This is a genomic window from Hoylesella pleuritidis (assembly GCF_963541955.1).
Taxonomy (GTDB): Bacteria; Bacteroidota; Bacteroidia; order Bacteroidales; family Bacteroidaceae; genus Prevotella; species Prevotella pleuritidis.
The window spans coordinates 15,997-39,820 of record NZ_CAUTUT010000022.1; the positions used below are offsets into that span (position 1 = coordinate 15,997).

The following is a 23,824-nucleotide window of genomic DNA, read 5'->3' on the forward strand; positions in this document are numbered from 1 at the left end:
GTATGAGCAATTTTCTAAATGAGTTTAAAGCATTCGCAATGCGCGGAAATGTCCTTGATTTAGCTGTCGGTGTAATCATCGGCGGTGCATTTGGCAAGATTGTCAGTTCATTGGTAGACAACATTCTTATGCCAATCATCGGCACACTGACAGGCGGTGTCGATTTCTCCGGCCTTGCTATCACTGTTGGAAGTGCCCAAATCAAATACGGAATGTTCATTCAAAACATCATCGATTTCTTGATTATAGCCTTCTGTATTTTCCTTTTTATCAAGGGAATCAATAAAGTTACGGCCAAGAAAGAACCGGAAGCAGAGGCTCCCACAGCACCGGAACCAAGTGCAGAAGAACGTTTACTCACCGAAATCCGCGATCTTTTAAAGGCCAAAGGATAAAAAGGTGAAAGGATAAAAGGATTAGGCAAGAGCGATCGAGTTTTCAGAGAAAAGGACAAAAGGTCCAAATAAAGAACAAATAATATCAGCTTATTTTCCAAATATAATAGAGCCTATACCCTACTCTATCTGTCCACTTTTTATCCTTTCATATTCTCACTTTTAATCAACCGTTAATCGCACTGCGAGAAGCCGTTAAACGGCGTGCGATTAACGGTTAATCGTTTTACAATTAACCGTTAATTGAAACGCGATTTCTATTTTATTGATTTTCAGAAAGATACGAAATAAGACAAAACTGTTTTCTCTTTCAGAAAGTAAAAAAGCAGAATGGAGCTTTAAATTGAAAAGAAACTTGCTCCCATCCTTATCAAGGATTTAATCATTTTTATACAATTCAAGTAACAAATGTTACCTTGTCTTTCACGTCAAAGCCATATTTTTGCACAAAATCATATAGAAATGAATGAGGAGATTCAGGCATTAATCAGTCAGTTAGGTCGACAGACCAATGATAAAGAGATTATAAACACGATGCAGAAAGTAATGAAACAATTGCTGGAACATTATGCCGTAAGTGTTTGCGGAGTAACGATTTATCCATTAGAGATAGAAAGTTATTTTACACGTAACGGTGTATTTGAGGATTATTATGTACACAACAACGATCTGCAAATGAATAATTACGGGCGGCTCTATATCCACCGACGCAGCAGAAGCGCTGATGCAAGCTATAAAGCAGATAATCGTGTATGTATGGGTATCTGTTTATCAGACAGCAACACCTATTATTATAGCACGCTGATACGCAGTGCCGTGATGCAAGACGGAACAAAAGTTTTCGGACCTAACAACGTATTGGCTCACATTGTGCATCAAATTAACGAGCGAGAACAAAAAATCGAGCCTGCATTTTTCGGTCATCCACGACACGGAAGCAGTAAAATGGCGGTTTATTTCCCAGAAATGGAGACCGCTCCCGCACTGACTCGCATTGATGATAACACCGACCCGAGGGACAATCAAAATACATTTTACGCCACACGCGTGGGTCTCGGCAACGACAAACCTTATTACAGAGACTTGCCATTGCGTGCACTCACGGGCCAACTCACAGTGGAATACAAGTACAAAGAGAAGAAAAAGATTAAAGAACTAAATGATACAATAACATTATGACACACAGCAGATATGCTTTCGAACAATGGCCGTTGGACCTCCTCACGGATTATGCCTTGAAAATTCATCATCGGGGTATCCGTCGGGAGGGTCCCGTCACATTGGAATTAATTGCCAAAATGTGCGCCGAACATCCCGAAGATAATCCGGCTCTTGATGAGATCAGTGCACTATTTACAGAGTCGATCAATGCATTGGAGAGTCATTTACAGAAAGAAGAGAATGTCTTATTCCCCTATTTCTACGAGTTTTTCGATGCAGTAGCACACCGAAGACCGATTGAACCATTTCATTGCGGCACGGTTCAAGCTCCTATTCAGATGATGATGATGGAACACGATGACGAATTGCTGCGGCAAAATAGAATCCAAGTGCTGACAAATGATTTCTCGGCCGATACCGACACGAGTGACAACTATAAGACATTGGTATCTCGGTTGCACGATTTTTACGAAGCATTATTAGAACATACATACATCGAAAATGAAATTATCTTTCCTGGTTTCATCCGCTTGGAAGCTGAGAATTTAATATAAAACCTGTACCAAAACGCGCCTGAGGATATTTGTTTCTTATTTTTTCTTCGTATCTTTGCACTTAATTCTATGACCCATTAACGAAAAAAACGAAACCTTATGACAGGTAATAAATACGTGATTACATTCGGATTATGGCTGACTGTAACGTTTGGTGCACAGGCTCAGAAGCCGGTCGAATATGTAGATCCATTCATCGGTACCACCAATTTCAGTGTTTGCAATCCCGGAGCAGTATGTCCCAATGGCTTGATGTCGGTCGTTCCGTTTAATGTAATGGGTTCCGACCTGAATGTTTACGACAAAGACGCCCGCTGGTGGTCGGCTCCCTACGAGTTCAACAATAAGTATTTCACTGGCTTTGCGCACGTGACGCTAAGCGGAGTAGGCTGTCCCGAACTCGGTACACTGCTGCTGATGCCCACGGCGGGAGCGTTAGACGTAGATTATCGCCATTACGGTTCTACTTACAGCGGTGAGCAAGCAGTGCCCGGATATTATGCAAACAAACTTGATAAATATGGAATCAAATGCGAAGTAACTTCCACCTTACGTTCGTCTATCGAGCGATTCACCTTTCGTAAAGGACAAGGAAACATCCTGCTCAATATTGGTGATGGACTTACCAACGAAGTCGGGGGAATGGTGAAACGCGTCAGCGACACTGAAATCGAGGGATTCCGACTCTTAGGAACGTTCTGTTATAACTCGCAAGCTGTGTTCCCGATGTATTTTGTGATGCGCGTGAACAAGCAACCCACAGAGACCGGTTATTGGAAAAAGCAGCCAACAATGACCGGAGTAAAAGGACAATGGGACACAGACAACGGTAAATACAAACTGTATAAGCACTACGGACGCGAGATGGCAGGCAATGAAATAGGCTATTATTTCAGCTTCGATTGCGCTGAAAGCGAGCAAATAGAAGTGCAGATGGGTGTCTCGTTTGTGTCAATTGCCAATGCACGCGAGAATCTAACAGCCGAACAGCCTACCGTCGACTTCGACAACGTGCGGCGAAAAGCCCATAACCAGTGGAACAAGACGCTGAGCCGAATCACCGTAGAGGGCGGCACCGAGGCCCAGCGGCGTATCTTCTACACAGCACTCTACCATACCCAACTGCATCCCAATATTTTGCAGGATGTAAACGGACAATACCCCAAGATGGAAAGTGCAGAAATCGGCACCACCCGAGGTAATCGCTACACCGTTTATTCGCTTTGGGACACTTATCGCAACGTGCACCAGCTTTTTACATTGCTCTATCCCGACAAGCAGCTCGATATGGTTCGTTCGATGATCGAGATGTATAAAGAGTGGGGTTGGATGCCAAAATGGGAACTCTTCGGCCGTGAGACGTGGACGATGGAGGGCGACCCAGCCATTCCCGTCATCACAGACACTTATCTGAAAGGTCTTCGAGATTTCGATGTCAACACAGCCTATGAGGCATTCGTCAAGTCAGCTACCACGCCAAGCAAGGACAACAAAATGCGACCCGACGTCGACCCGTATCTCGCCAAGGGTTATATCCCGCTCGGTCTTTATGCCGCCGATCAGTCAGGCGACAACTCCGTTTCGCATGCCTTGGAATATTATGTGGCCGACTATGCGCTCTCGCAGCTGGCCGATGCACTCGGAAAGAAGGCCGATGCACGACATTTCCGGCGATTGAGTAGCGGTTGGCACAATTATTATTCAAAGGAATACGGAACACTTAGACCTAAATTGGCCAACGGTCAGTTCCTCACGCCGTTCGATCCCAAAGCCGGCGCCGATTTCACCAATGCCCCCGGCTTTCACGAGGGCTCGGCCTGGAATTACACGTTCTATGTACCGCACGATATTAAAAAGCTCGCCCACGTAATGGGTGGGCCTCAACAGTTTGTCGATAAGCTGCAAAGGGTGTTCGACCAAAACCTCTATGACCCGGCCAACGAGCCCGACATCGCTTATCCCTACCTGTTTTCGTATTTCGACAAGCAGGCCTGGCGCACGCAGCAACAAGTAGCCCGACTGCTGGAAAAATATTATAAAGCCACACCCGACGGCATTCCCGGCAACGACGATTGCGGTACAATGTCGGCCTGGGCAATCTTCTCGATGATCGGTCTATATCCCGACTGTCCCGGTTCACCCACTTATACGCTCACCACACCCGTCTTCGATCGCGTCACACTACACCTTGACCGCCGCTATTATCCTGCCGGTGACATTGTTATCGAAGCCCCACACACCTCGGCTCAGTCGATATATATAAAGGGTATAACGCTCGGTGGCCGCCGTTACAAGTCTTACCGCGTTTCACACGCCGATCTGATCAAAGCCCGTACACTACGATTCGATCTGACCGAGAAGCATCAAACAAAATAAGCCGGCAAGTCACTCGCCAACACCAAAAATCCTTTTAAGTCTGGTGGGTGACTTACCGACCTTAGGATTTCATTTTTGCCTTGTCAAGTCACTTATCAGCACTTGACTTTTTTATGCCTTATCAAGCTACTTACCTGTATCTAAGATTTATTTTAAGTGAGTTCGATGCAAACTTTTTCTAAACAACGGCCAAAACCGCAACGGAGTTACGACAATTACAGCAACGGAGTTACGGCGAACAGAGCAACGGAGTTACGGTAAATGACACAACAGAGTGGCGATAAACACTGCTACTCTGATACCATAGACACTGATATTCTTGAAACATGATGGTCCACATATTGATAAAATCATCGAGTCCACGTTATTTTATGCTTTGCCGAGTAGCTCACCAATATTCAAAATTCATTCTATGACTCTGAAAGTGACTCGCCGCAACATAAAACACATTTTATATTGCAGCTAATTACACTTCTATAATCTGATTTTTGTAGGTCTCTTAAAAAGAAAACGGATTATAGCCGAGAGCCATTCGACTATAATCCGCTTATTATTATATGATTCAGCGTAACCTACGCTGCCATTTCTATCCAATCGTAAACGACTGAACAAACACCGAACAACACGATGCCGGCCGTGCAAAGAGCCAAAGCAATCTTTGTATTGAGGCCGCTGGCGAATGTCGGCAATGGCGTATCGGTCTTCTTGATATACATCGCTTTCACAATCAACAGGTAATAGTAAAGGCTGATTACAGTGTTGATCAAGGCAACGAACACGACTCCATAAGCAAAGACACTACCTTGCTGGGCCGCTGCCATAAAGACAAAAAACTTGCTGAACATTCCGGCAAACGGCGGAATTCCACCGAGCGAGAACAGTGCTAATGTCATCAGAAATGCCAATTTAGGATTGGTGGCATATAATCCATCGTAAGCATCGATATCGGTTATGCCACCGTTATGTTCTTCTACAGCACTGATAATGGTAAAGACGGCCATATTGGCAACAACATAAATCAGTACGTAATATGATAAGGCGGTCACACCCATCGATGAGTTACCGATGACAGCCAGCATAATATATCCGGCCTGCGAGATGGAACTGAATGCCATAAAGCGCTTTAATTCGCTTTGGCGGATAGCAAACAGGTTGGCAACGGTGATGCTTAATGTGATGACGATATACAGTAGGTATTGCCAATAGACTGTCATCGGTGCAAAGACCTTCATCAAGATGGCACAGAGCGTGAAAGCAGCTGCACCCTTGGAAACAACGCTGAGATAACCGGTAACAGTAGTGGGAGCTCCTTGATACGTGTCTGCCGTCCAAAAGTGGAACGGAATGAGTGAGATCTTGAATCCGAGTCCGCTGAAAAAGAACACAAGTCCCATTATCGTCAGTGGCGAAGTGGTGATAGCTGCTGCTACATCGTCAAAATAGAGTGTACCGACCGCCCCGTAAAGAAACGAAATACCATAAAGCATCACACCACTTGAAAAAGTAGCCGTAAGAATAAACTTTGCTCCGGCTTCGGCGGAATTATGACGATATTTGTCGAGAGCAATAAGGCAGGCCATCGGCACTGATGCCATTTCAAGTCCTAAAAAGAAAAGCAAGAAATGGTTGGCACTGACCATCATATTCATACCCAAGAGGGTGGAAATAATCAGTTCGTAAAACTCTCCTTCCTTAAAGGATGTATCAGGACGCGCCATCCATTCACGCGACTGAATCAACACGATAAGCGTTCCCAATGCAAGGATGGTTTTAATGACACCGATAGAGGCATTGGTCTGATACATCCCGCCGAATGTTGTAGATGTCTCGACAGGAAATATGTTGATCACGAGGTGAGCAACCATCAGTACGCAAACCAGTGGATTAAACCATTTACGCTCTTTACCTACGCTGAAGAAATCTGCCCCGAACGTGATAACCAACATAGCCATCAGCGTTACTTCGGGCAACATTCTCAAAAATTGACTGTAATCTATATTCATTTTCTTAGCGTTTTATTTAGAGTGAAGCCATTACAGATACAGAATTGATGTGTTCGAGGAGCGGACCGAGCGTGTCGCTGATGACATTGCTTGCCCACAGAGGTGCGATACCGAGTCCGGCCACACAAAAGATCAGACAGACAACGGCAACGCGTTCATCCCAAGTAGCATCGGTCAGCGTTTCATAATGCGGGTCAGCCACTTTTTGGTAAAGTATTTTCCCAACCACACGAAGAATATAAACCGCCGTGACGACAATAGACGTACAAGCGATAATCGTAGCAGCACGATGGAACGTATCGGCATTTTGGAACGAACCGATGAAGATGGTCATCTCTGCAACAAATCCCGAGAATCCCGGAAGACCAAGATTGGCTAAACCGGCTACGACATAACCGACGCCGAGGAAAGGCATTATCTTCATCAGGCCGCCGAGTTTGCGAACATCACGTGTGTGAGTTCGGCCGTAAATCATACCGATGAGCGCAAAGAACAGAGCCGTCATCAGTCCGTGAGACAGCATTTGCAGAATGGCTCCGGTGCAAGATGTCTGCGTCATCATTAGCAATGCGAACAATACCAAACCGCAATGGGAGACGGATGAGTAGGCATTGATATACTTCAAATCTGTTTGTACACAAGCCGACAATGCACCGTAGACAACCGAAACAGTGGTCAGGATCAAGAAAATCCATGCCAACTGGTGAGCTGCTTCAGGTAACAGGTACATCGCAATGCGAAAACAACCGTAGCCTCCCAACTTCATCAGCACACCAGCATGAAGCATTGACACTGCCGTCGGTGCCGAAGCGTGACCATCGGGCGACCAAGTATGAAACGGGAACAATGCCCCAAGCACACCAAATCCGATGAACACAAATGGAAAGAATATTTTCTGAACGTGTACCGGAATATTATGTAATTGTGCAATCTCGATAACATTCATCGTTGTTGCACCGCTAAAGAAATAGATTCCTAAAATTCCGATGATCAACAAAGCAGAGCCTCCCATCAGCATCAATGTCAACTTCATTGCAGCATATTCTTTCGGACCACTTCCCCAAACACCTATCAAAAGGTACATCGGAATCAGGGCCACCTCATAGAACATAAACATCGTGAACATATCGATTGAAATGAAGAAACCATAGACACCTACACTTAATAGAGTAAACCAAAGGAAGTATTCCTTGGTGAGCGGTTTCAACTGCCAAGAGGCAAATGTTCCGGTGAAGACAATAATGCTGGACAAAAGCAGCATCACCACAGATATTCCGTCAACTCCTATCGAATAAGCAATATTCAGCGGTTTAAACCAAGGAATGCTGTATGTGAACAGCATCGCATCGGTATTGCCTGCGTGTCGCATCTGAATAAAAGCAATGGTCAGCCAAATAGATAAAGCCAATAAACAGGATGCCCCTACCACCATCACACCACGTACCTGATTAAGGCTGCGGACCATCCAAAGCCCAAATAACATCAGTACGGGGATAACTACGAATAATGTTAATATACTCATTTTACCATCAATTCTTTAAAGACAACATAACAATACCAATGTGAGTGCAACCGTACCGGTCAGGAACCACACGGCATACTGACGCACATCACCGCTTTGCCACGGACGAATGGTCTCACCCGCCTCATTGGTTCCCCACGCGAGGAAATTGAATGACCCATCGACAACATTACGATCGAACCACGCAATGGGTGTAGATACACAGCGGAAAATAATTTTGTGAGTGACAAACATCCAGACCTCATCCAGATAGAAACGCTTATAAGCAGCTCGGTGAAGTGCGGGAAACATTTTGGCAAGCTTATCGGCAATCGGTGTCTGCTCACCCTTATACATCATTGTGGCAACAGCAATGGCAATAAATGCCAAGCCAATGCTAATACCCGCGACCATATAATTGGTATGCGTGTCAAAGCTCAAACCATTGGCTGAGATGAAATGTCCAAACGGAAAGAATCCGCAGGTTAATGTAATGGCAGACAGAAATATCAATGGAAATGTCATTGTGAGCGGCGCCTCGTGAGGTTTCTTCGCTCCTTCGTCAATGTGACTCTCATAATAACTCTTACCCCAGAATATTACATAATACAGGCGGAACATATAGAACGCTGTCATCATTGCAATACCGCTCATTATGGCTCCCATCAGAGGATAGAAATTATAACAAGCAACGAGTATCTCATCCTTTGAGAAAAAGCCAGAGAAAGGTGGGATTCCGGAAATTGCAAGGCAAGAAATCAAGAATGTGATATGCGTTATCGGCATATACTTTCGCAGGCCACCCATATAAAACTTTTCATTAGAGTGTACGGCGTGAATGATACAACCGGCACCCAAAAACAAACAAGCCTTAAACATTGCATGGGTAAAGAGGTGGAACATACCGGCCATATAGCCCAGCCCATTAACATCAGCATATTCTTCCGTCATCGCTACTGCACCTGTCATCGGATCAGGAAGACTAACACCAAGAGCAACAAGCATAAAGCCGATTTGCGAGATTGTCGAAAAAGCAAGCACGCGCTTAATATCACTCTGACAACAAGCCACTGCTGCTGCATAAAAAGCTGTGAAAGCAGCAATATATGCAATCCAGTGTAATTGCTCCGGAGCGAACTGTACGAAGATAGGAAACAGACTCGCAACCAAATATACACCAGCTACAACCATTGTAGCTGCGTGAATCAATGCAGATACAGGCGTAGGACCTTCCATTGCATCCGGAAGCCAAATATGCAGTGGGAACATCGCACTTTTACCGGCACCACCGATGAACATCAAAAACAATGCTATCGGCATCAAGCCTGCTGCTCCCGCAATCTGTGCATGTAACTGGGGCATTACTGTCAAATCATAATTGAAAGTGCCTACATAAAAACTATAAATGAGGATTCCTATCAAGAAAAACAGGTCGGCAAAGCGTGTCACAATGAATGCTTTCTTAGAAGCTGCCACTGCTGTATGTTGCGGATAATAAAAACCGATCAGCAGATAAGACGAGACCCCGACAAGTTCCCAAAACAAATACATCTGAAAGATATTTGTTGCAACAACCAATCCAAGCATTGACATTGTAAAAAGAGATAGAAAAGCGTAATACCGCTGGAATCCTTTTTCACCGTGCATATAACCGAATGAATAGATGTGAACCATAAAGCTAACTGTCGAAATGACAATCAACATCATCACAGAGATAGGGGTAAGCCGGAAACCGATATTGAATGTCAACAGCTCAGTAAACTTCAGCCAAGTAAAATTGAAAGCTGTCACGGTGGGATACAATTCATTCGCATCTCTCCCTTGCCCAAAGAAATACTCAAATGCGGTATAGCAAGAGAGACAAAACACCGTGCCTAAAACAACAGTACCAATCAATCCCGCCACTTTATGCGACATTTTCATACCCGCAAGTCCCAATACCATGAAAGAGAGTGCAGGTAGAAGGAGTATCAAAAAGACATAACTGTAATCCATTTTCTTATAATTTCATATTTTCAATACTGTTCACCTGATCACTATGGAAATTACGGTAAACATTCAGAATAATTGCAATCGCAACAGCGGTTTCGGCTGCACTGACACCAATAGAGAACAATGAGAAGAAGAATCCTTCTAACTGACCGGGAAACAAGATACGATTAAAGACTGCAAAATTTATATCCACTGAATTCAGAATCAACTCGACAGAAATCAGCATTGCTATTAGATTACGCCGGGTTACAAAACCGAAAAAACCGATAAAGAATAATAACGTACTAAGCAACAATAAAAATTCTACGGGTATCATTTCTTATCCTCCTTTCTTGCAATCATTATACCGCCGATAATACAAGCTAACAGAAACACGGAGATAAATTCAAACGGAAGTACATACTGATATTTCTCTGATCCTAACAGTGCCATTCCGATTTGATTCATCGGTATCTCAGCATCAGCCATTTGTGTAGACATATTGATAAAATGATTCTTTAACAACACGATAGCTACAGTCGCGAAGCCAATCAGTGCAACCAAACATCCAGAAATAACTCGTTTACCTTTCAGTCGTTCTTGCATACCTTGCAAAGTGCGCTTAGACACCAATTGGATAGCAAAGATATATACCATTGTTATACCTCCTGCATAAATTGAAATTTGTGCCGCACCAAGGAAAGTATAATCGAGCAAGAAATAGATGCCTGCTACACTGAAGAGCACAAAGAGCAGGAACGTAGCAGCCCTCATAATACTCTTAGTTGAAACACATACTATAGCCGAACCTAAAATGATTACGGCCAAGATGCAAAACATTACTAAATTTGCCATATCTGTCTGTTCCTCCCCTATTTAGTTTTCGTATTAAACGTGCCGATTTCTTCGGGAGCACCACCATCAAGGATATTAGGCAGCGAACTCTCATAATGCTCTTTGTCAAGATGCAGAACGAGTCTGTCTCGATCAAACACAGAATTCTCGAAATCATTGGTGAAATCTATCGCATCGAAATTACAAGCATTGACACATAACTGACAGAACATACAGTCGCCTAAGTCATACTGATAATCAACAAGTTGACGTTTCTTCTTGCCTTCATCATTTGTAACCATCTCCGAAACAATCTTGATGGTACCGTTAGGACAAGCTTTCTCGCACATCAGACAAGCCACACATTTTACGACGTCAGCTTCGTTGCGTTTCATCATTAAACGTCCACGATGTCGTTTAGCCACGTGCAACGTCGTCTTACGGTTCTCGGGATATTGCTCTGTTACTTTCTTAGTAAAGTACTCGCGCAATGTGACGCCGAGCCCTGTTACAAGAGATCTCACGCCACCTCGTATCTCACCGAAATATGATTTGTTATTTTCTTCCATTTTCTTATACCTTATTTAATATACCAGCCCAATGCAACAATGATTGTCATCAATACCAAATTGAGCAAAGAAAGCGGCATTAAATATTTCCACTCCAAGTTAAGGATTTGGTCAACACGCAGACGAGGAAATGTCCACTTAATCCAGAGCAAGACCCAAACGAGCAAGAAAGCCTTAGCTAAAAACCAAACGATCCCCGGAATATAATCCATTACTCGATCAAAACCATCAACACCAATATGAATCGGCATCCAACCACCCAGAAAGACAGTAGCTGCAAGACCAGCAACGATAAATAAATTCAGATATTCAGCTAAATAGAAAAAGCCGAATCCCATACCGGAATATTCTGTATGATAACCGGCCGTTAACTCACTTTCAGCCTCGGCAAGGTCAAATGGTCCTCTGTTAGCTTCGGCATTACCTGCAATCAAGAATACAATAAAAGCTATAATCGCAGGAATATGCCCTTTGAAAATCAGCCATCCAAACGGACCGCTCTGTGCTTCGATGATTCCGCTGAGCTGCATCGATCCTGTTAGAGCCACGGCTGCAATGAGACTAAGCCCAAGTGACATCTCATAAGAAATCATCTGCACAGCACCACGCATCGCAGAAACTACACCGAACTTATTATTTGAACTCCATCCGGCAATGAATATACCAATAACGCCGATACTCGAAATGGCTGTTAAAAGGAATACTCCCACATTGAAGTCAAGAATCTCGGCTCCTTTGTTCCAAGGCATAAACGAAAAAGCACCGACAGAACCTATCAAAACCAGGAACGGAGCAATAGAATAAAGCAACTTATCAGCTTTATCCACGGCAAAGATCTCTTTAATCAGCATCTTCACAACATCTGCAAAGACCTGGAATAGCCCCCAAGGTCCCACGCGCATCGGGCCGAGACGACATTGGAAATAGGCACAGACCTTACGTTCCATAAATATCAATATGATGGCGAGCAAGGCGTACGCTGTAAGAATAAAAAGTCCAACAAGTACACATTCAATAAGAATTGCCCAAAAGCTACTTAATCCGCAGGTATTACGAAGCAGACCATCAAACCACGTAGATACTATTGAAAAATCAAACATAACTATCTATCAATATCAGGAATTACATAATCTAATGAAGCACCGACAGCTATCAGATCGGCAATCTTCTCACCGCGCAGCATTTCATCCATTGCAGAAACCAACGGGAGTCCCATCGGACGGAATTTCAAACGATAGGGACTCTTATCACCCTTGCTGTCTAAATAAACTCCAATTTCTCCACGAGAACCTTCACAAGAGAAATACCACTGTCCTTCCGGAACTTTGATAATTGGTTTTTGTTTGATATAGAAATCGCCTTCGGGAATATTATCAATGAGCTGTTCAATAATATGAATACTCTGTTCCATCTCATCCATACGCACCATATAACGGTCAAAACTGTCACCGTTATTATAAATGATCTCTTTAAAGTCCACTTGCTCATACATTGCATAGGGATGATTCTTACGAACATCATTAGCCCATCCCGCTGCACGACCTGTTCCTCCGGTACAGCCATAACTGATAGCATCTTCCTTAAAAAGTACACCTACATCCTTAAAACGATTATGCAGAATCACATTTCCTGTAAAAACATCGTGGTACTCTTTAAACTTCGGCTTCATATAAGCACAAAGTTTTTTCACGTTTTGCACAAAATTAGAGTCTATATCATCCTGACAGCCACCGATTCTATAATAATTCTGAATCAAACGACCACCGGTAGTCTCCTCCATCACATTCAAGACTTGCTCACGGTCGCGCATTCCATAAATAAATGCAGTTAATGCACCGAGATCCTGTGCACAACAGCTATAAAACAAAAGATGCGAATCAAGACGCTGAAGTTCATCCATTATGGTACGGATATACTTAATACGGTCGCTTAACTCCACTCCCATAGCTTCCTCAATAACACCCACCAAGGCATGGCGGTTCATCATCGCACTGAGGTAATCCATACGATCCGTAAAAGCAAGGGTCTGCGGATAGGTATAGCTCTCGGATATTTTTTCGATGCCGCGATGAATATATCCGCAATGAGGATAAACTTTTCGAATTGTTTCCCCATCTAAAATTGTCTGCAAACGGAGTACACCGTGCGTAGCAGGATGCTGCGGACCGATATTGATTACATAATCATCATCTGTAAACAGAAGTTTTTTCGTGGCCACAAGTTTTCCTTCCGCATCCAAACTATACTCTAAAGTGTAGTCAGGTTCTGGGTCATCAAACATCGGAGCCTTATTCTTTTCGGGATCCATATCAAAATCTTTCCGGAGCGGATAACCCACAAAATCACTGCGCAAAAACAGACGTCGCATATCAGGGTGACCGAGGAACTTAATACCAAGAAAATCAAAGACTTCACGCTCAAGCATCTCTGCGGCTTTCCAAAGATGGCTAATCGTTGGCAGAAAAGCATCTTCTCGGCTTGCGGTTAACGCTTTAACAGAAGCCCGTTCGTGGCTTTTCGTATTCTCAAGAATATAGATACAACCCAACCCCTCATCACCGAAATCTTCTCCAATGATCGTTACAAGGAAGTCGAAATGTTTTTCGTTCTTCAACTTAGACATCTCTGATGAGAAGTCATTCAGATTAAATTCTAAATTATTCAGCTTCATAACGTCTTACGCTTCCTTTATATTAAAATCTTCGGGAACATTCGTTACAACGATTGGCTTATGCTCTTTGCGATTAGCTCCGCCAAAGAACTTCTCCACTTTCACCTTACGTTGCAATTGCATCATACCATAGAGAATGGCCTCTGGACGCGGAGGACACCCCGGGATAAACACATCCACAGGCACAATTTCTTCGATACCGCGGACAACATGATAACTGGATTTGAACGGTCCACCGCTAATGGCACATCCACCCACAGCAATGACATATTTCGGATCGGCCATTTCATCGTAAAGACGGCGCATTACAGGAGCCATCTTATTCGTTATCGTTCCGGCACACATTATCAAATCGGCCTGACGTGGAGAATTCCTCGTTACCTCAAAACCAAAACGAGCAAAGTCATAACGAGCACATCCCACAGCCATAAATTCAATTCCACAACAACTTGTAGCGAAAGTCAATGACCAAAGAGAATTGCTGCGTCCCCAGTTAATTGCTTGATCAAGTGACCCCACAATAACATTAACGCCGCCTTCATTTAATTCTTTTGCGATCTTTTCAAGAGATTCGTTATCCGTAAACTCGCCATAAGGAATACTCTTGATATTCGGTTTCTTTACTTCCATTCCAATGCTCCTTTCCGCCAAGCATAAGCTAAGCCAAATACCAGTACCAACAGGAAGAACCCGATGCTGACAAGTGCCATCGGACCGAACTGCTTAACGACAACAGCCCACGGATAAAGAAAGACTGTCTCGATGTCAAACATCAGAAAAAGGATAGCAAAAAGATAGTATCCTATGTTCACGGGAATCCAAGAGGAACCACGAGTAGGAATACCACATTCAAAGGGTTCTCCTTTCACCGGATTATATGATCGCGGACCGATCAACTTAGCAATGACATAAGCTGCCACAACCAAGAATACGGACGTTATCAAAACGGTAATCAATAAGATAAAATACATATAACGTTATTAATGTTGTAATTCTGTTCTTATATCTTTTGCGAATGCAAAGTTAACAATTATTCTGTAATTAAGATGCCACTTTGCTGTTTTTATTTAATACAATTTCCCCTACCAACCAATTATATCGAATAGGGAAACAAACAAAGGCACGAACCCAGTATGCATTTACTGGGCTCTGTGCCAAATATTTCATATAAAATGATAGATCATAGACCGAGAGGAACTTTATTCCACAGCCGCCTGTGCCGCAGCCAAACGCGCGATGGGGACACGAAATGGTGAGCAGCTGACATAATTAAGTCCGACACGATGACAGAACTTAACCGAAGATGGTTCTCCCCCGTGTTCGCCGCAGATTCCGCACACCAAATCGGAACGTGTACTACGACCTTTCTTTACAGCCATCTCTATGAGTTGCCCTACTCCTTGTTGGTCGAGCACCTGGAAAGGATCCACCTTTAAGATTTTCTTCTCTAAATAAGCGGGCAAGAAACTGGCAATATCATCCCGACTGTACCCGTATGTCATCTGCGTGAGATCATTCGTTCCAAAGCTAAAGTACTCAGCTTTCTTTGCTATCATATCAGCAGTAAGGGCGGCACGTGGTATTTCGATCATCGTACCAATACGATAAGGAATCTCAACACCTTCCTCGGCAAATAATTCTGCGGCCGTTTGGCGAATGACTGTCTCCTGAACATCAAACTCTTTGACAATACCAATAAGCGGAACCATTATCTCGGGATGCGGGTCATACCCCTCTTTTTTCAACTGAATAGCTGCACCTAAGATCGCCTTTGTCTGCATGGCCGTAATTTCAGGATAGGTGTTTCCCAAGCGGCAGCCACGATGCCCCAGCATCGGATTATGTTCACTCAATGAGTTAACGCGTTGTTGGATGTGGTGAACACTAACCCCCATCTCTTTGGCCATAGCTTCCTGGCCTTCTAAATCGTGAGGAACGAACTCGTGAAGGGGTGGATCCAACAACCGAACATTCACAGGATAGCCGTCCATTGCTTTCAGAATGCCGTAGAAATCCTGCTTCTGGTAAGGCAAAAGTTTTTCAAGCGCCTTCTTACGCCCATCGGTCGTCTCGGCCAAAATCATCTCACGCATTGCCTTGATCTTCTCGTTTTCAAAGAACATATGTTCTGTACGACAAAGACCAATACCCAAAGCACCGAAACTGCGAGCCACTTTTGCATCGTGAGGCGTATCTGCATTGGTACGCACTTGCAGTTTGGTATATTTCTCGCAGAGTTTCATCAGATCGGAAAAATCGCCGCTCACCTCTGCGGGTTTAGTCTGGACCTCACCCAAATACACTTCGCCCGTAGATCCATTCAATGAAATATAATCGCCCTCACGAAGCACGACGCCGTCTATCTCAACCGTGCGCGATTTATAGTCGACGCTGATGGCACCGGCACCTGAGACACAGCACTTACCCATTCCACGGGCTACGACAGCCGCGTGAGAGGTCATTCCACCCCGCGCCGTCAAAATGCCTTCAGCTGCTGACATACCTGCCAAATCTTCGGGAGATGTTTCAATACGCACCATCACTACCTCGTGGCCGTCGGCGTGCCATTTCGTCGCGTCATCAGCAAAGAAAACAATCTGACCGCAAGCCGCTCCCGGTGATGCAGGCAAACCACGTGTAAGAACCTTAGCCTGGCTCTGTGCCAACTTATCAAACACAGGGTGAAGCAGCTCGTCAAGTTTGTTAGGCTCACAACGATTAAGTGCTGTCTTCTCGTCAATCTCACCCTCATGAAGTAAATCCATCGCAATCTTCACCATCGCCGTACCAGTACGCTTACCATTGCGCGTTTGCAAGAACCACAACTTACCTTCTTGTACCGTAAATTCCATATCTTGCATATCGTGATAGTGCTTCTCAAGCTTAGCTTGAATATCATCCAATTGGGCATAAATTTCAGGCATTGCTTCTTCCATTGAAGGATATTTCGCCGCACGGATATCTTCATCCACACCTTGTAATTTAGCCCAACGCAAACTTCCTTCTTTGGTAATCTGCTGTGGCGTGCGAATACCCGCGACAACATCCTCTCCCTGCGCATTGACAAGATATTCTCCATTAAAACGGTCTTCGCCCGTTGCTGCATCACGACTGAAACAAACACCAGTAGCCGATGTATTGCCCATATTACCAAAGACCATCGCCATCACCGAAACGGCAGTACCCCACTCAGACGGGATTCCTTCCATCTTGCGATACAAAATAGCACGCTCGTTCATCCAACTGTCGAATACAGCACAGATTGCTCCCCATAATTGGGTCATCGGTTCAGTTGGGAAATCCTTTCCGGTTTGCTTCTTAATCGCCTCTTTAAACAGCACAACGAGACTTTTCAATTCCTCAACGCTCATCTCATTATCCTGTTTAATGCCACGCTTAGCTTTTACTTGTTGAATAATTGCCTCGAACGGATCGATATCCTCCTTATTAACCGGCTTCATCCCCAACACCACATCACCATACATCTGTACGAAACGGCGATAACTGTCATAGGCAAATCGCTCATTGCCAGTCTTCTTTGCTAATCCCTCAACAACGTCATCATTTAGGCCCAAGTTTAAAATCGTATCCATCATACCTGGCATTGAAGCACGTGCACCAGAACGCACGGAAACAAGCAATGGATTAGCAATATCGCCAAATTTCGCATTCATCAGCTTTTCAATATGGCGCACTGAAGCTTCAACCTCTTTCTTCAACAATGCTACGACTTCTGTCTTACCCTTTTCAAAGTATTCGTTACAAACATCTGTGGTAATCGTAAATCCCGGAGGGACGGGAACACCGATAAGATTCATCTCGGCCAGATTGGCACCTTTACCACCCAGCAGATTTCTCATATCCGCCTTACCTTCGGCCTTACCATTGCCAAAGGTATAAACTCTTTTTTCGCTCATAAGTCGATTATATCAATTATTTATATGTAGGATTTCATTTTGTGCTGCAAATATACGGTAATTTCACCACGTAACAAAACTTTTAATCGGAAATTTGTAAAGTCGACATTACATTTTTGCCTGTTATCGCAAACAGTTCTCACATACAAACAAGTTCCTACAATAAGCAAACAGATTTTCAACTTAATGGATAATCTCTCTCCGGATCCATTCCATCAGCGAATCTATATCACTTAATTATATGGAACCCGTTACATACTGCTTTTCTCCCCTACTCTCCCCCACAATATCGGTAAAAGTTTCTATTTCCTTAATAAAAGCCTTAGGAATATTTACCATAACAGAAACTGAATTATTCCGCTTGTAAAGATTAATCCTCATCGTATTTTCTATGAATACTTTTTCTATCAGTATACGAATCAAGCCGAATGTTTAGGTATAGAATCCAAACTCACCATTTGCTTTAAGCTATAAATAGTTCTCTCCGAGTAAACGCTATTGCCCGGCTTATAGGTTCCTAAATCAGAGAACACAAACTGCGTTCCTTTCTGTGCGCCGAACTTTCGGTAATAGTCATTGAGCATCTTCGCACAATGGCTCGCCTTGTTGTCGATATGATCTGAGTACCCATTTTCATCTATCATTCTGAGGTCAAGGCTCATCTTTGCTGCGTAGTCCGTGGCGATAAGCATCTTTGCCCTTTCCTCACTCTCACTCAACGGCGCTCGTCCCAAGATTGTGGCATCACCATTCTTGGCAAACTCCATCAGCTTACCGATAAAGACCTCCTGCTCAGGTGTCGGCGGTATGTTATGCAGTATCTCATTCTTTTCTGGGTGGTCGATCCCGATGTCCTTAGCCATACGGAAGTCGCAAATCTCCGCATAAAAGTAATGGAAGTGAATCTAATTGGTTGATTACTAACAAAAAGCATAATATATGGTAATATAGGGGCGAACGATTAAGAAACGAGCTAACTACTCTCCTTTTCTATATTTTGCCATTACTTAAAACCCTCTTGGTTTCTTATGCAAAAGTAATCTGTTCTATGAAGAAAAACAAATAAAAAGAGAAAATTATTTGTACTTATAATATTTTTCCATAAAACCTTATCTATTATCAATAGAATTGCGTAATTTTGTGGCCACACTTATGTGATATGTAAATACATAAATCATCATAATATGGCAATAAATAGAATTAAGGCTGTGCTTGCAGAAAAGCAATTAACCAGCAAATGGTTGGCTGAAAGATTGGGAAAATCAGAGAATACTGTTTCCCGATGGTGTTCCAACAAGGTGCAACCATCTCTTGAAAGCTTATTGGAAGTTGCCCAAATATTGGATATTGATGTTCGAATGTTGATTTTTGCATCTAAAGAAAAAGAGAAGTAAATAATGAATAAGAAACAATTAGCAAATAAAATATGGGCATCTGCCAATAAGATGCGTTCTAAAATTGAAGCCAACGAATATAAGGATTATATTCTAGGTTTTATCTTCTATAAATTCCTTTCTGATAAGGAATTATCTTACCTCAAAGTAGCTAATGGGAATATGGAACTTTCAGCTGAAGATTTGGAGGGTATAACAGAAGATGATGCTGATACGGTAGCCTACCTGCAAGATAATCTTGGCTACTTTATTTCTTATGAGAATCTTTTTTCTACATGGATTACCCAAGGCAAGAGTTTTTCTGTTGCCAATGTTCGCGATGCACTTTCTGCCTTTGATCGCAAGATAAGCACTAATCATAAAAAACTCTTTGATGGCATCTTCGGCACACTTCAAACAGGATTGAGCAAACTCGGCAGTACAGATGGAGAGCAGAGTGCAGCTATCAGGGATTTAATTTCTTTAATTAGAGAAATCCCAACCGACGGACGCCAAGATTATGATGTCTTAGGCTTCGTATATGAGTATCTTATCAGTAATTTCGCTGCCAATGCTGGTAAAAAAGCCGGTGAGTTCTACACTCCTCATGAAGTATCATTGATGATGTCTGATATTATTGCCCATCATTTGCGCCATCAAGATGAAATTCGTATTTATGACCCCACAAGCGGATCCGGGTCTTTGCTCATCAATATAGGTAAGTCTGTAGCCCGCCATATCAACAATAAGGATAATATCAAATATTATGCTCAAGAATTAAAACAAAACACTTTTAATCTAACACGTATGAACCTCATTATGAGAGGAATTAATCCGTCTAATATCGAGGTTCGCAATGGAGACACGTTGTTAGAAGATTGGCCCTATTTTGATGATGCAGACCCACAAGGCACATACGAACCTCTCTATGTGGATGCTGTAGTATCAAATCCTCCCTACTCGCAGGAATGGAATCCTCATGATCAAGAAACCGACCCTCGTTATGCCGAGTTTGGGCTGGCTCCAAAAAAATGTGCCGACTTTGCCTTTTTGCTCCATGACCTATACCATGTAAAGCCACGTGGCATTATGACTATTGTTTTACCTCATGGAGTACTATATCGTGGTGGGAGTGAGTATGAAATACGTAAACACCTTGTGGAATTCAATCATATTGATGCTATTATCGCATTACCAGAAAAGGTGTTTTTTGGAACAGGTATATCCACGATTGTGATGGTACTTAAACGACCAGATACACGAAATGGCAAGACTGACATCTTATTTGTTGACGCTTCTCATGGTTTTGCAAAAGAAGGCAAGAACAACAAGTTACGTGCCTGCGACATCAAAAAAATAGTAGATGCCGTTACCACACGCACCGAGACACCCGATTATGCAAAGTTGGTAGAACGTGAAGTGATACGCTCTAATGACTACAACCTCAATATTTCGCGCTATGTGGATGGAAGTTCAAAACCAGAAAAATACGACATTTACGCTACGATGTTTGGCGGTATTCCTGCACACGAGCTGGACAGACTGAATGCCTATTGGAAGACCTTCCCGACACTAAGAGACAAACTCTTCCATGTGAATGCAGATGGCTATAGTCAGTTAGCAGTCGATGATATTTCAAACACAATAGAACAAAATCACAGTGTTCTGAAATATGTCGAGACATTCAGGCAGAAGTTTGAAACTAAAACGACAACTCTGCCTATCGACGATGCACAGCCTCTGCAACATGAATATATGGTTGCCGAATCAATGCCAGTATATTTACAATCCAACAATATCAGTTTTTCTGATTATCTCAACCAGAAGCTGGTTGTTCCAATGTTATCTCTTAACATCACGCAGACACAAGCAGAGATAACAACTGAACTATTTCATCGACTTGAGACACTTCCGCTTGTAGATAAATATCAAGCATTCCAATTCTTCAGCGACAATTGGGAGCAAATAGCGACAGATCTTGAAATTCTTCAAACCGAAGGAATAGATGCAGTCCGTGCAGTAGATCCTAACATGGTTTGGAAGAATGACAAGGAAGTGCAAGAAGGTTGGATAGGGCGAATATTACCCTTCGCTTTAGTACAAAAGAGGTTGCTGACCGAGCAAATGGCAGAGGTGGAAACTTTACAGCGAAGATTAGCAGAAATATCTGACGAATATGACCAGCTGCTTGAAACTTTGTCAGAGGAAGAAAAAGAACAAAGCTATGTAAATGAAGATGGAACAAAATGGGTGAATGCCGAAGTGAAAAAACAAGCAAAACCATTGATAGCTATAAACAAGACGACACCTTTTGAATCTGATAGTATAGAAAACAAACTTATCAATATGTCTCTTCTTATTGATGAAGGAAAAAGCAAAAAAAAGGAGCTTAAACAAAAACAAGAGCAGCTTCTTGATGACACCATAGCAACTATCAAGCAGATAGATGATGCAACAGCCACCAGTCTGCTCCGCACTAAGTGGATTGATCCGCTCGTTTCTTCTATAGAGCACATGCCCAATGAGGTTGTGCAAGAGTTGGAAAGTAAAGTGCACCTATTTGCCGCTAAGTATGCCACAACCTATCAAGACATAGCCAACCGTATAGCAAACTCGGAGCGCAAACTCTATCAACTTATTGGAGAACTCAGTGGAAATGAAGTCGATACACTGGGCTTAACAGCCTTTCGGAACACACTTACTAAAGAATAAAATCATTGAATGATCAGATGAACAACAATATAAAAATCACAACGGATAATGGCTCTGGCAGTTTGTTTGATAAGATAGTTTCACTTATCGAGCAGGCAAGAGCAAGAGTGGCTACTGCTGTAAACACTGCAGAAGTCTATACAAAGTTTCATATCGGACAATTCATTATCGAGAACGAGCAAGGTGGTTTGGAACGTGCCGCCTATGGGAAAGCGGTACTAAAAGACTTGTCCTTAAAACTGACCAAACGATTTGGTAATGGTTGGTCGGTTGAAAATCTCACGCTCTTTCGTAAGTTCTACCTTACCTATTCTTCTCATAACAGTGGCGAAGCGAAAATCGTAAACACTGTTTGCGAAATTGAGAAAGTCGAAAAAGATACCCCTTGTTTACCCAATTCTACCATTGTCGGAAGTACAATTGACACTGCTCCGTCTTTCCTGTTATCATGGTCGCATTATCTTGTACTGATGCGTATCAAAGACGAGAAAGCACGCTCTTTCTACGAAATAGAATGTGCGCAGCAAAATTGGAGCGTACGCCAACTACAAAGACAATACAACTCCAGTCTTTACGAGCGATTGGCTTTGAGTCGCAACAAAGATGAAGTGATGCGTTTGGCCACTGAAGGACAGACCATAGAGAAGTCTGCGGATGTGATTAAGAACCCTCTTTCTTTGGAATTTCTTGGACTGAAACCCGATGAGAGTTACAGCGAGTCGAAACTCGAAGGGGCTATCATCAGCCGTATGAAAGACTTCTTACTTGAAATGGGCAAGGGATTTCTCTTTGAAGCCCGTCAAAAGCGTTTCACTTTTGAAGAAGAGTTCTTCTATGTTGACTTGGTGCTGTATAATCGGCTTTTGCAATGTTACTGTTTGATCGATTTCAAGATAGACAAACTCACACATCAAGACTTGGGACAGATGCAGATGTATGTCAACTATTTCGATCGCTATGTGAAGCAAGCATTTGAAAAGCCTACTATCGGAATCCTGATATGCCGTGAGAAGAAAGACGCTTTGGTGGAACTCACCCTACCCAAGAATGCCAACATCTATGCTACGGAGTATCAGCTCTATCTGCCCGACAAGCAGTTGCTTGAAAGCAAACTGAAAGAGTGGATTGACGAGTATGAGGACGACGACAAAGTTACAGAATAGGAACTACTATGGATAAGAAAAATAAGAACGTGCCACCACTCAGATTCAATGGATTTGAGGAGGAATGGGAAGAAAAGAAATTCTCAACCCAGGCAGAAACAAGTAGAGGGCTTACATATTCTCCATATTCTTTAAGAAAACAGGGGGTTAGAGTTCTCCGGTCTTCTAACATTGACAATGATAAATTTATATTATCTGAGGATGATGTTTTTGTAGTAGAAGATGCTGTAAACATAGAATATGCTAAAAATAATGATATTCTCATAACAGCAGCAAATGGGTCTTCTCGCTTAGTTGGAAAACATTGTATACTTAGGGGACTAAAATCTGAGAGCAGTGTTCATGGAGGTTTCATGTTATTGGCTACTGCCAAGCAACCATTTTTTCTAAATGCTTCCATGTCTTCTTCATGGTATCAGAAGTTTATCTCGTACTATGTGGCTGGTGGGCGGGGAGCTATTGGAAACTTAAATAAAGCAGATTTAGACAATCAAGATGTGCATATACCATCTATCTCTGAACAATGGAAAATAGGATCATTCTTTAAGGAATTGGATGACCTAATCGGTGCCAAAGAGGAAGAGTTGCAAAAACTCCGTCAACTCAAGTCGGCATTGCTTGACG

General features: G+C 43.0%; 19 protein-coding genes and 1 pseudogene. 8 read left to right on the top strand and 12 right to left on the bottom strand.

The annotated features are described in order from the left end of the window. The first annotated feature begins 2 nt into the window (after positions 1-2). The 4 genes from mscL (at position 3) to RWY97_RS09055 (ending at position 4,486) form a co-directional block, all read left to right on the top strand. Positions 3-395: a large conductance mechanosensitive channel protein MscL gene (mscL, locus tag RWY97_RS09040; RefSeq protein WP_021583416.1), complete on the top strand. Its 393-nt coding sequence runs from the start codon at positions 3-5 to the stop codon at positions 393-395. Between the two features lie 462 nt (positions 396-857). Then, on the top strand, positions 858-1,574 hold the full coding sequence (locus tag RWY97_RS09045; protein ID WP_315566769.1) for a hypothetical protein: 717 nt from the start codon (positions 858-860) through the stop codon (positions 1,572-1,574). Beyond that, positions 1,571-2,110, top strand: coding sequence for a hemerythrin domain-containing protein (locus RWY97_RS09050; RefSeq protein ID WP_315566771.1), 540 nt, complete (start codon positions 1,571-1,573; stop codon positions 2,108-2,110). The genes RWY97_RS09045 and RWY97_RS09050 overlap by 4 nt, the downstream gene beginning before the upstream one ends. 99 nt (positions 2,111-2,209) lie before the next feature. Further along, complete coding sequence (locus tag RWY97_RS09055) at positions 2,210-4,486, top strand: GH92 family glycosyl hydrolase (protein ID WP_315566772.1); 2,277 nt, start codon at positions 2,210-2,212, stop codon at positions 4,484-4,486. Between the two features lie 572 nt (positions 4,487-5,058). Here the strand turns inward: RWY97_RS09055 and RWY97_RS09060 are convergent. The 12 genes and pseudogenes from RWY97_RS09060 to RWY97_RS09115 all read right to left on the bottom strand — a co-directional run. Continuing rightward, positions 5,059-6,489: an NADH-quinone oxidoreductase subunit N gene (locus tag RWY97_RS09060; RefSeq protein ID WP_315566773.1), complete on the bottom strand. Its 1,431-nt coding sequence runs from the start codon at positions 6,487-6,489 to the stop codon at positions 5,059-5,061. 16 nt (positions 6,490-6,505) lie between these two features. Continuing rightward, on the bottom strand, positions 6,506-8,011 hold the full coding sequence (locus RWY97_RS09065) for a complex I subunit 4 family protein (RefSeq protein ID WP_315566775.1): 1,506 nt from the start codon (positions 8,009-8,011) through the stop codon (positions 6,506-6,508). A gap of 15 nt (positions 8,012-8,026) precedes the next feature. Continuing rightward, positions 8,027-9,985 (bottom strand): NADH-quinone oxidoreductase subunit 5 family protein, encoded by a 1,959-nt coding sequence (locus RWY97_RS09070; RefSeq protein WP_315566776.1) that lies wholly within the window; start codon positions 9,983-9,985, stop codon positions 8,027-8,029. 4 nt (positions 9,986-9,989) lie between these two features. Continuing rightward, positions 9,990-10,298 (bottom strand): NADH-quinone oxidoreductase subunit NuoK, encoded by a 309-nt coding sequence (gene nuoK / locus RWY97_RS09075; RefSeq protein ID WP_021583411.1) that lies wholly within the window; start codon positions 10,296-10,298, stop codon positions 9,990-9,992. After that, entirely contained in the window at positions 10,295-10,816 is a 522-nt protein-coding gene (locus tag RWY97_RS09080; protein WP_024992437.1) for an NADH-quinone oxidoreductase subunit J family protein, read from the bottom strand. Before RWY97_RS09080 ends, nuoK begins: the two co-directional genes overlap by 4 nt. Positions 10,817-10,833: 17 nt before the next feature. Continuing rightward, positions 10,834-11,364 carry a 4Fe-4S dicluster domain-containing protein gene (locus RWY97_RS09085; RefSeq protein WP_021583403.1) on the bottom strand — a complete coding sequence of 177 codons (531 nt, stop codon included), beginning with the start codon at positions 11,362-11,364 and terminating at the stop codon, positions 10,834-10,836. Positions 11,365-11,375: 11 nt separating this feature from the next. Then, complete coding sequence (gene nuoH, locus RWY97_RS09090) at positions 11,376-12,464, bottom strand: NADH-quinone oxidoreductase subunit NuoH (RefSeq protein ID WP_021583423.1); 1,089 nt, start codon at positions 12,462-12,464, stop codon at positions 11,376-11,378. Positions 12,465-12,466: 2 nt separating this feature from the next. Next, entirely contained in the window at positions 12,467-14,035 is a 1,569-nt protein-coding gene (locus RWY97_RS09095; protein ID WP_315566779.1) for an NADH-quinone oxidoreductase subunit D, read from the bottom strand. Positions 14,036-14,041: 6 nt separating this feature from the next. Then, positions 14,042-14,665, bottom strand: coding sequence for an NADH-quinone oxidoreductase subunit B (locus RWY97_RS09100; RefSeq protein ID WP_021583410.1), 624 nt, complete (start codon positions 14,663-14,665; stop codon positions 14,042-14,044). Beyond that, the gene (locus tag RWY97_RS09105) at positions 14,656-15,006 is read right to left on the bottom strand and encodes an NADH-quinone oxidoreductase subunit A (protein ID WP_315566782.1); all 351 of its coding nucleotides are present in this window, start codon (positions 15,004-15,006) and stop codon (positions 14,656-14,658) included. The genes RWY97_RS09100 and RWY97_RS09105 overlap by 10 nt, the downstream gene beginning before the upstream one ends. 228 nt (positions 15,007-15,234) lie before the next feature. Beyond that, the gene (gene ppdK, locus RWY97_RS09110) at positions 15,235-17,952 is read right to left on the bottom strand and encodes a pyruvate, phosphate dikinase (protein ID WP_315566783.1); all 2,718 of its coding nucleotides are present in this window, start codon (positions 17,950-17,952) and stop codon (positions 15,235-15,237) included. A 482-nt stretch (positions 17,953-18,434) separates the two neighbouring features. Next, a pseudogene (locus RWY97_RS09115) lies at positions 18,435-18,842 on the bottom strand (hypothetical protein); the annotation flags it as partial. A gap of 294 nt (positions 18,843-19,136) precedes the next feature. Between RWY97_RS09115 and RWY97_RS09120 the strand changes: the two are divergent. The 4 genes from RWY97_RS09120 to RWY97_RS09135 all read left to right on the top strand — a co-directional run. Further along, complete coding sequence (locus RWY97_RS09120; protein ID WP_036856565.1) at positions 19,137-19,346, top strand: helix-turn-helix transcriptional regulator; 210 nt, start codon at positions 19,137-19,139, stop codon at positions 19,344-19,346. 3 nt (positions 19,347-19,349) lie between these two features. Continuing rightward, entirely contained in the window at positions 19,350-22,037 is a 2,688-nt protein-coding gene (locus RWY97_RS09125) for a type I restriction-modification system subunit M (RefSeq protein WP_315566785.1), read from the top strand. Between the two features lie 17 nt (positions 22,038-22,054). Then, the gene (locus RWY97_RS09130; RefSeq protein ID WP_315566786.1) at positions 22,055-23,200 is read left to right on the top strand and encodes a PDDEXK nuclease domain-containing protein; all 1,146 of its coding nucleotides are present in this window, start codon (positions 22,055-22,057) and stop codon (positions 23,198-23,200) included. A gap of 8 nt (positions 23,201-23,208) precedes the next feature. Next, positions 23,209-23,824: restriction endonuclease subunit S (locus RWY97_RS09135; RefSeq protein WP_315566788.1), on the top strand; the 616-nt coding region annotated here is incomplete at its 3' end.

What these genes read in the sequence shown, in the direction of transcription:
- mscL (WP_021583416.1), top strand. Translation starts at nt 3, where the DNA reads ATGAGCAATTTTCTAAATGAGTTTAAAGCATTCGCAATGCGCGGAAAT.
- RWY97_RS09045 (WP_315566769.1), top strand. Translation starts at nt 858, where the DNA reads ATGAATGAGGAGATTCAGGCATTAATCAGTCAGTTAGGTCGACAGACC.
- RWY97_RS09050 (WP_315566771.1), top strand. Translation starts at nt 1,571, where the DNA reads ATGACACACAGCAGATATGCTTTCGAACAATGGCCGTTGGACCTCCTC.
- RWY97_RS09055 (WP_315566772.1), top strand. Translation starts at nt 2,210, where the DNA reads ATGACAGGTAATAAATACGTGATTACATTCGGATTATGGCTGACTGTA.
- RWY97_RS09060 (WP_315566773.1), bottom strand. Translation starts at nt 6,489, where the DNA reads ATGAATATAGATTACAGTCAATTTTTGAGAATGTTGCCCGAAGTAACG.
- RWY97_RS09065 (WP_315566775.1), bottom strand. Translation starts at nt 8,011, where the DNA reads ATGAGTATATTAACATTATTCGTAGTTATCCCCGTACTGATGTTATTT.
- RWY97_RS09070 (WP_315566776.1), bottom strand. Translation starts at nt 9,985, where the DNA reads ATGGATTACAGTTATGTCTTTTTGATACTCCTTCTACCTGCACTCTCT.
- nuoK (WP_021583411.1), bottom strand. Translation starts at nt 10,298, where the DNA reads ATGATACCCGTAGAATTTTTATTGTTGCTTAGTACGTTATTATTCTTT.
- RWY97_RS09080 (WP_024992437.1), bottom strand. Translation starts at nt 10,816, where the DNA reads ATGGCAAATTTAGTAATGTTTTGCATCTTGGCCGTAATCATTTTAGGT.
- RWY97_RS09085 (WP_021583403.1), bottom strand. Translation starts at nt 11,364, where the DNA reads ATGGAAGAAAATAACAAATCATATTTCGGTGAGATACGAGGTGGCGTG.
- nuoH (WP_021583423.1), bottom strand. Translation starts at nt 12,464, where the DNA reads ATGTTTGATTTTTCAATAGTATCTACGTGGTTTGATGGTCTGCTTCGT.
- RWY97_RS09095 (WP_315566779.1), bottom strand. Translation starts at nt 14,035, where the DNA reads ATGAAGCTGAATAATTTAGAATTTAATCTGAATGACTTCTCATCAGAG.
- RWY97_RS09100 (WP_021583410.1), bottom strand. Translation starts at nt 14,665, where the DNA reads ATGGAAGTAAAGAAACCGAATATCAAGAGTATTCCTTATGGCGAGTTT.
- RWY97_RS09105 (WP_315566782.1), bottom strand. Translation starts at nt 15,006, where the DNA reads ATGTATTTTATCTTATTGATTACCGTTTTGATAACGTCCGTATTCTTG.
- ppdK (WP_315566783.1), bottom strand. Translation starts at nt 17,952, where the DNA reads ATGAGCGAAAAAAGAGTTTATACCTTTGGCAATGGTAAGGCCGAAGGT.
- RWY97_RS09120 (WP_036856565.1), top strand. Translation starts at nt 19,137, where the DNA reads ATGGCAATAAATAGAATTAAGGCTGTGCTTGCAGAAAAGCAATTAACC.
- RWY97_RS09125 (WP_315566785.1), top strand. Translation starts at nt 19,350, where the DNA reads ATGAATAAGAAACAATTAGCAAATAAAATATGGGCATCTGCCAATAAG.
- RWY97_RS09130 (WP_315566786.1), top strand. Translation starts at nt 22,055, where the DNA reads ATGAACAACAATATAAAAATCACAACGGATAATGGCTCTGGCAGTTTG.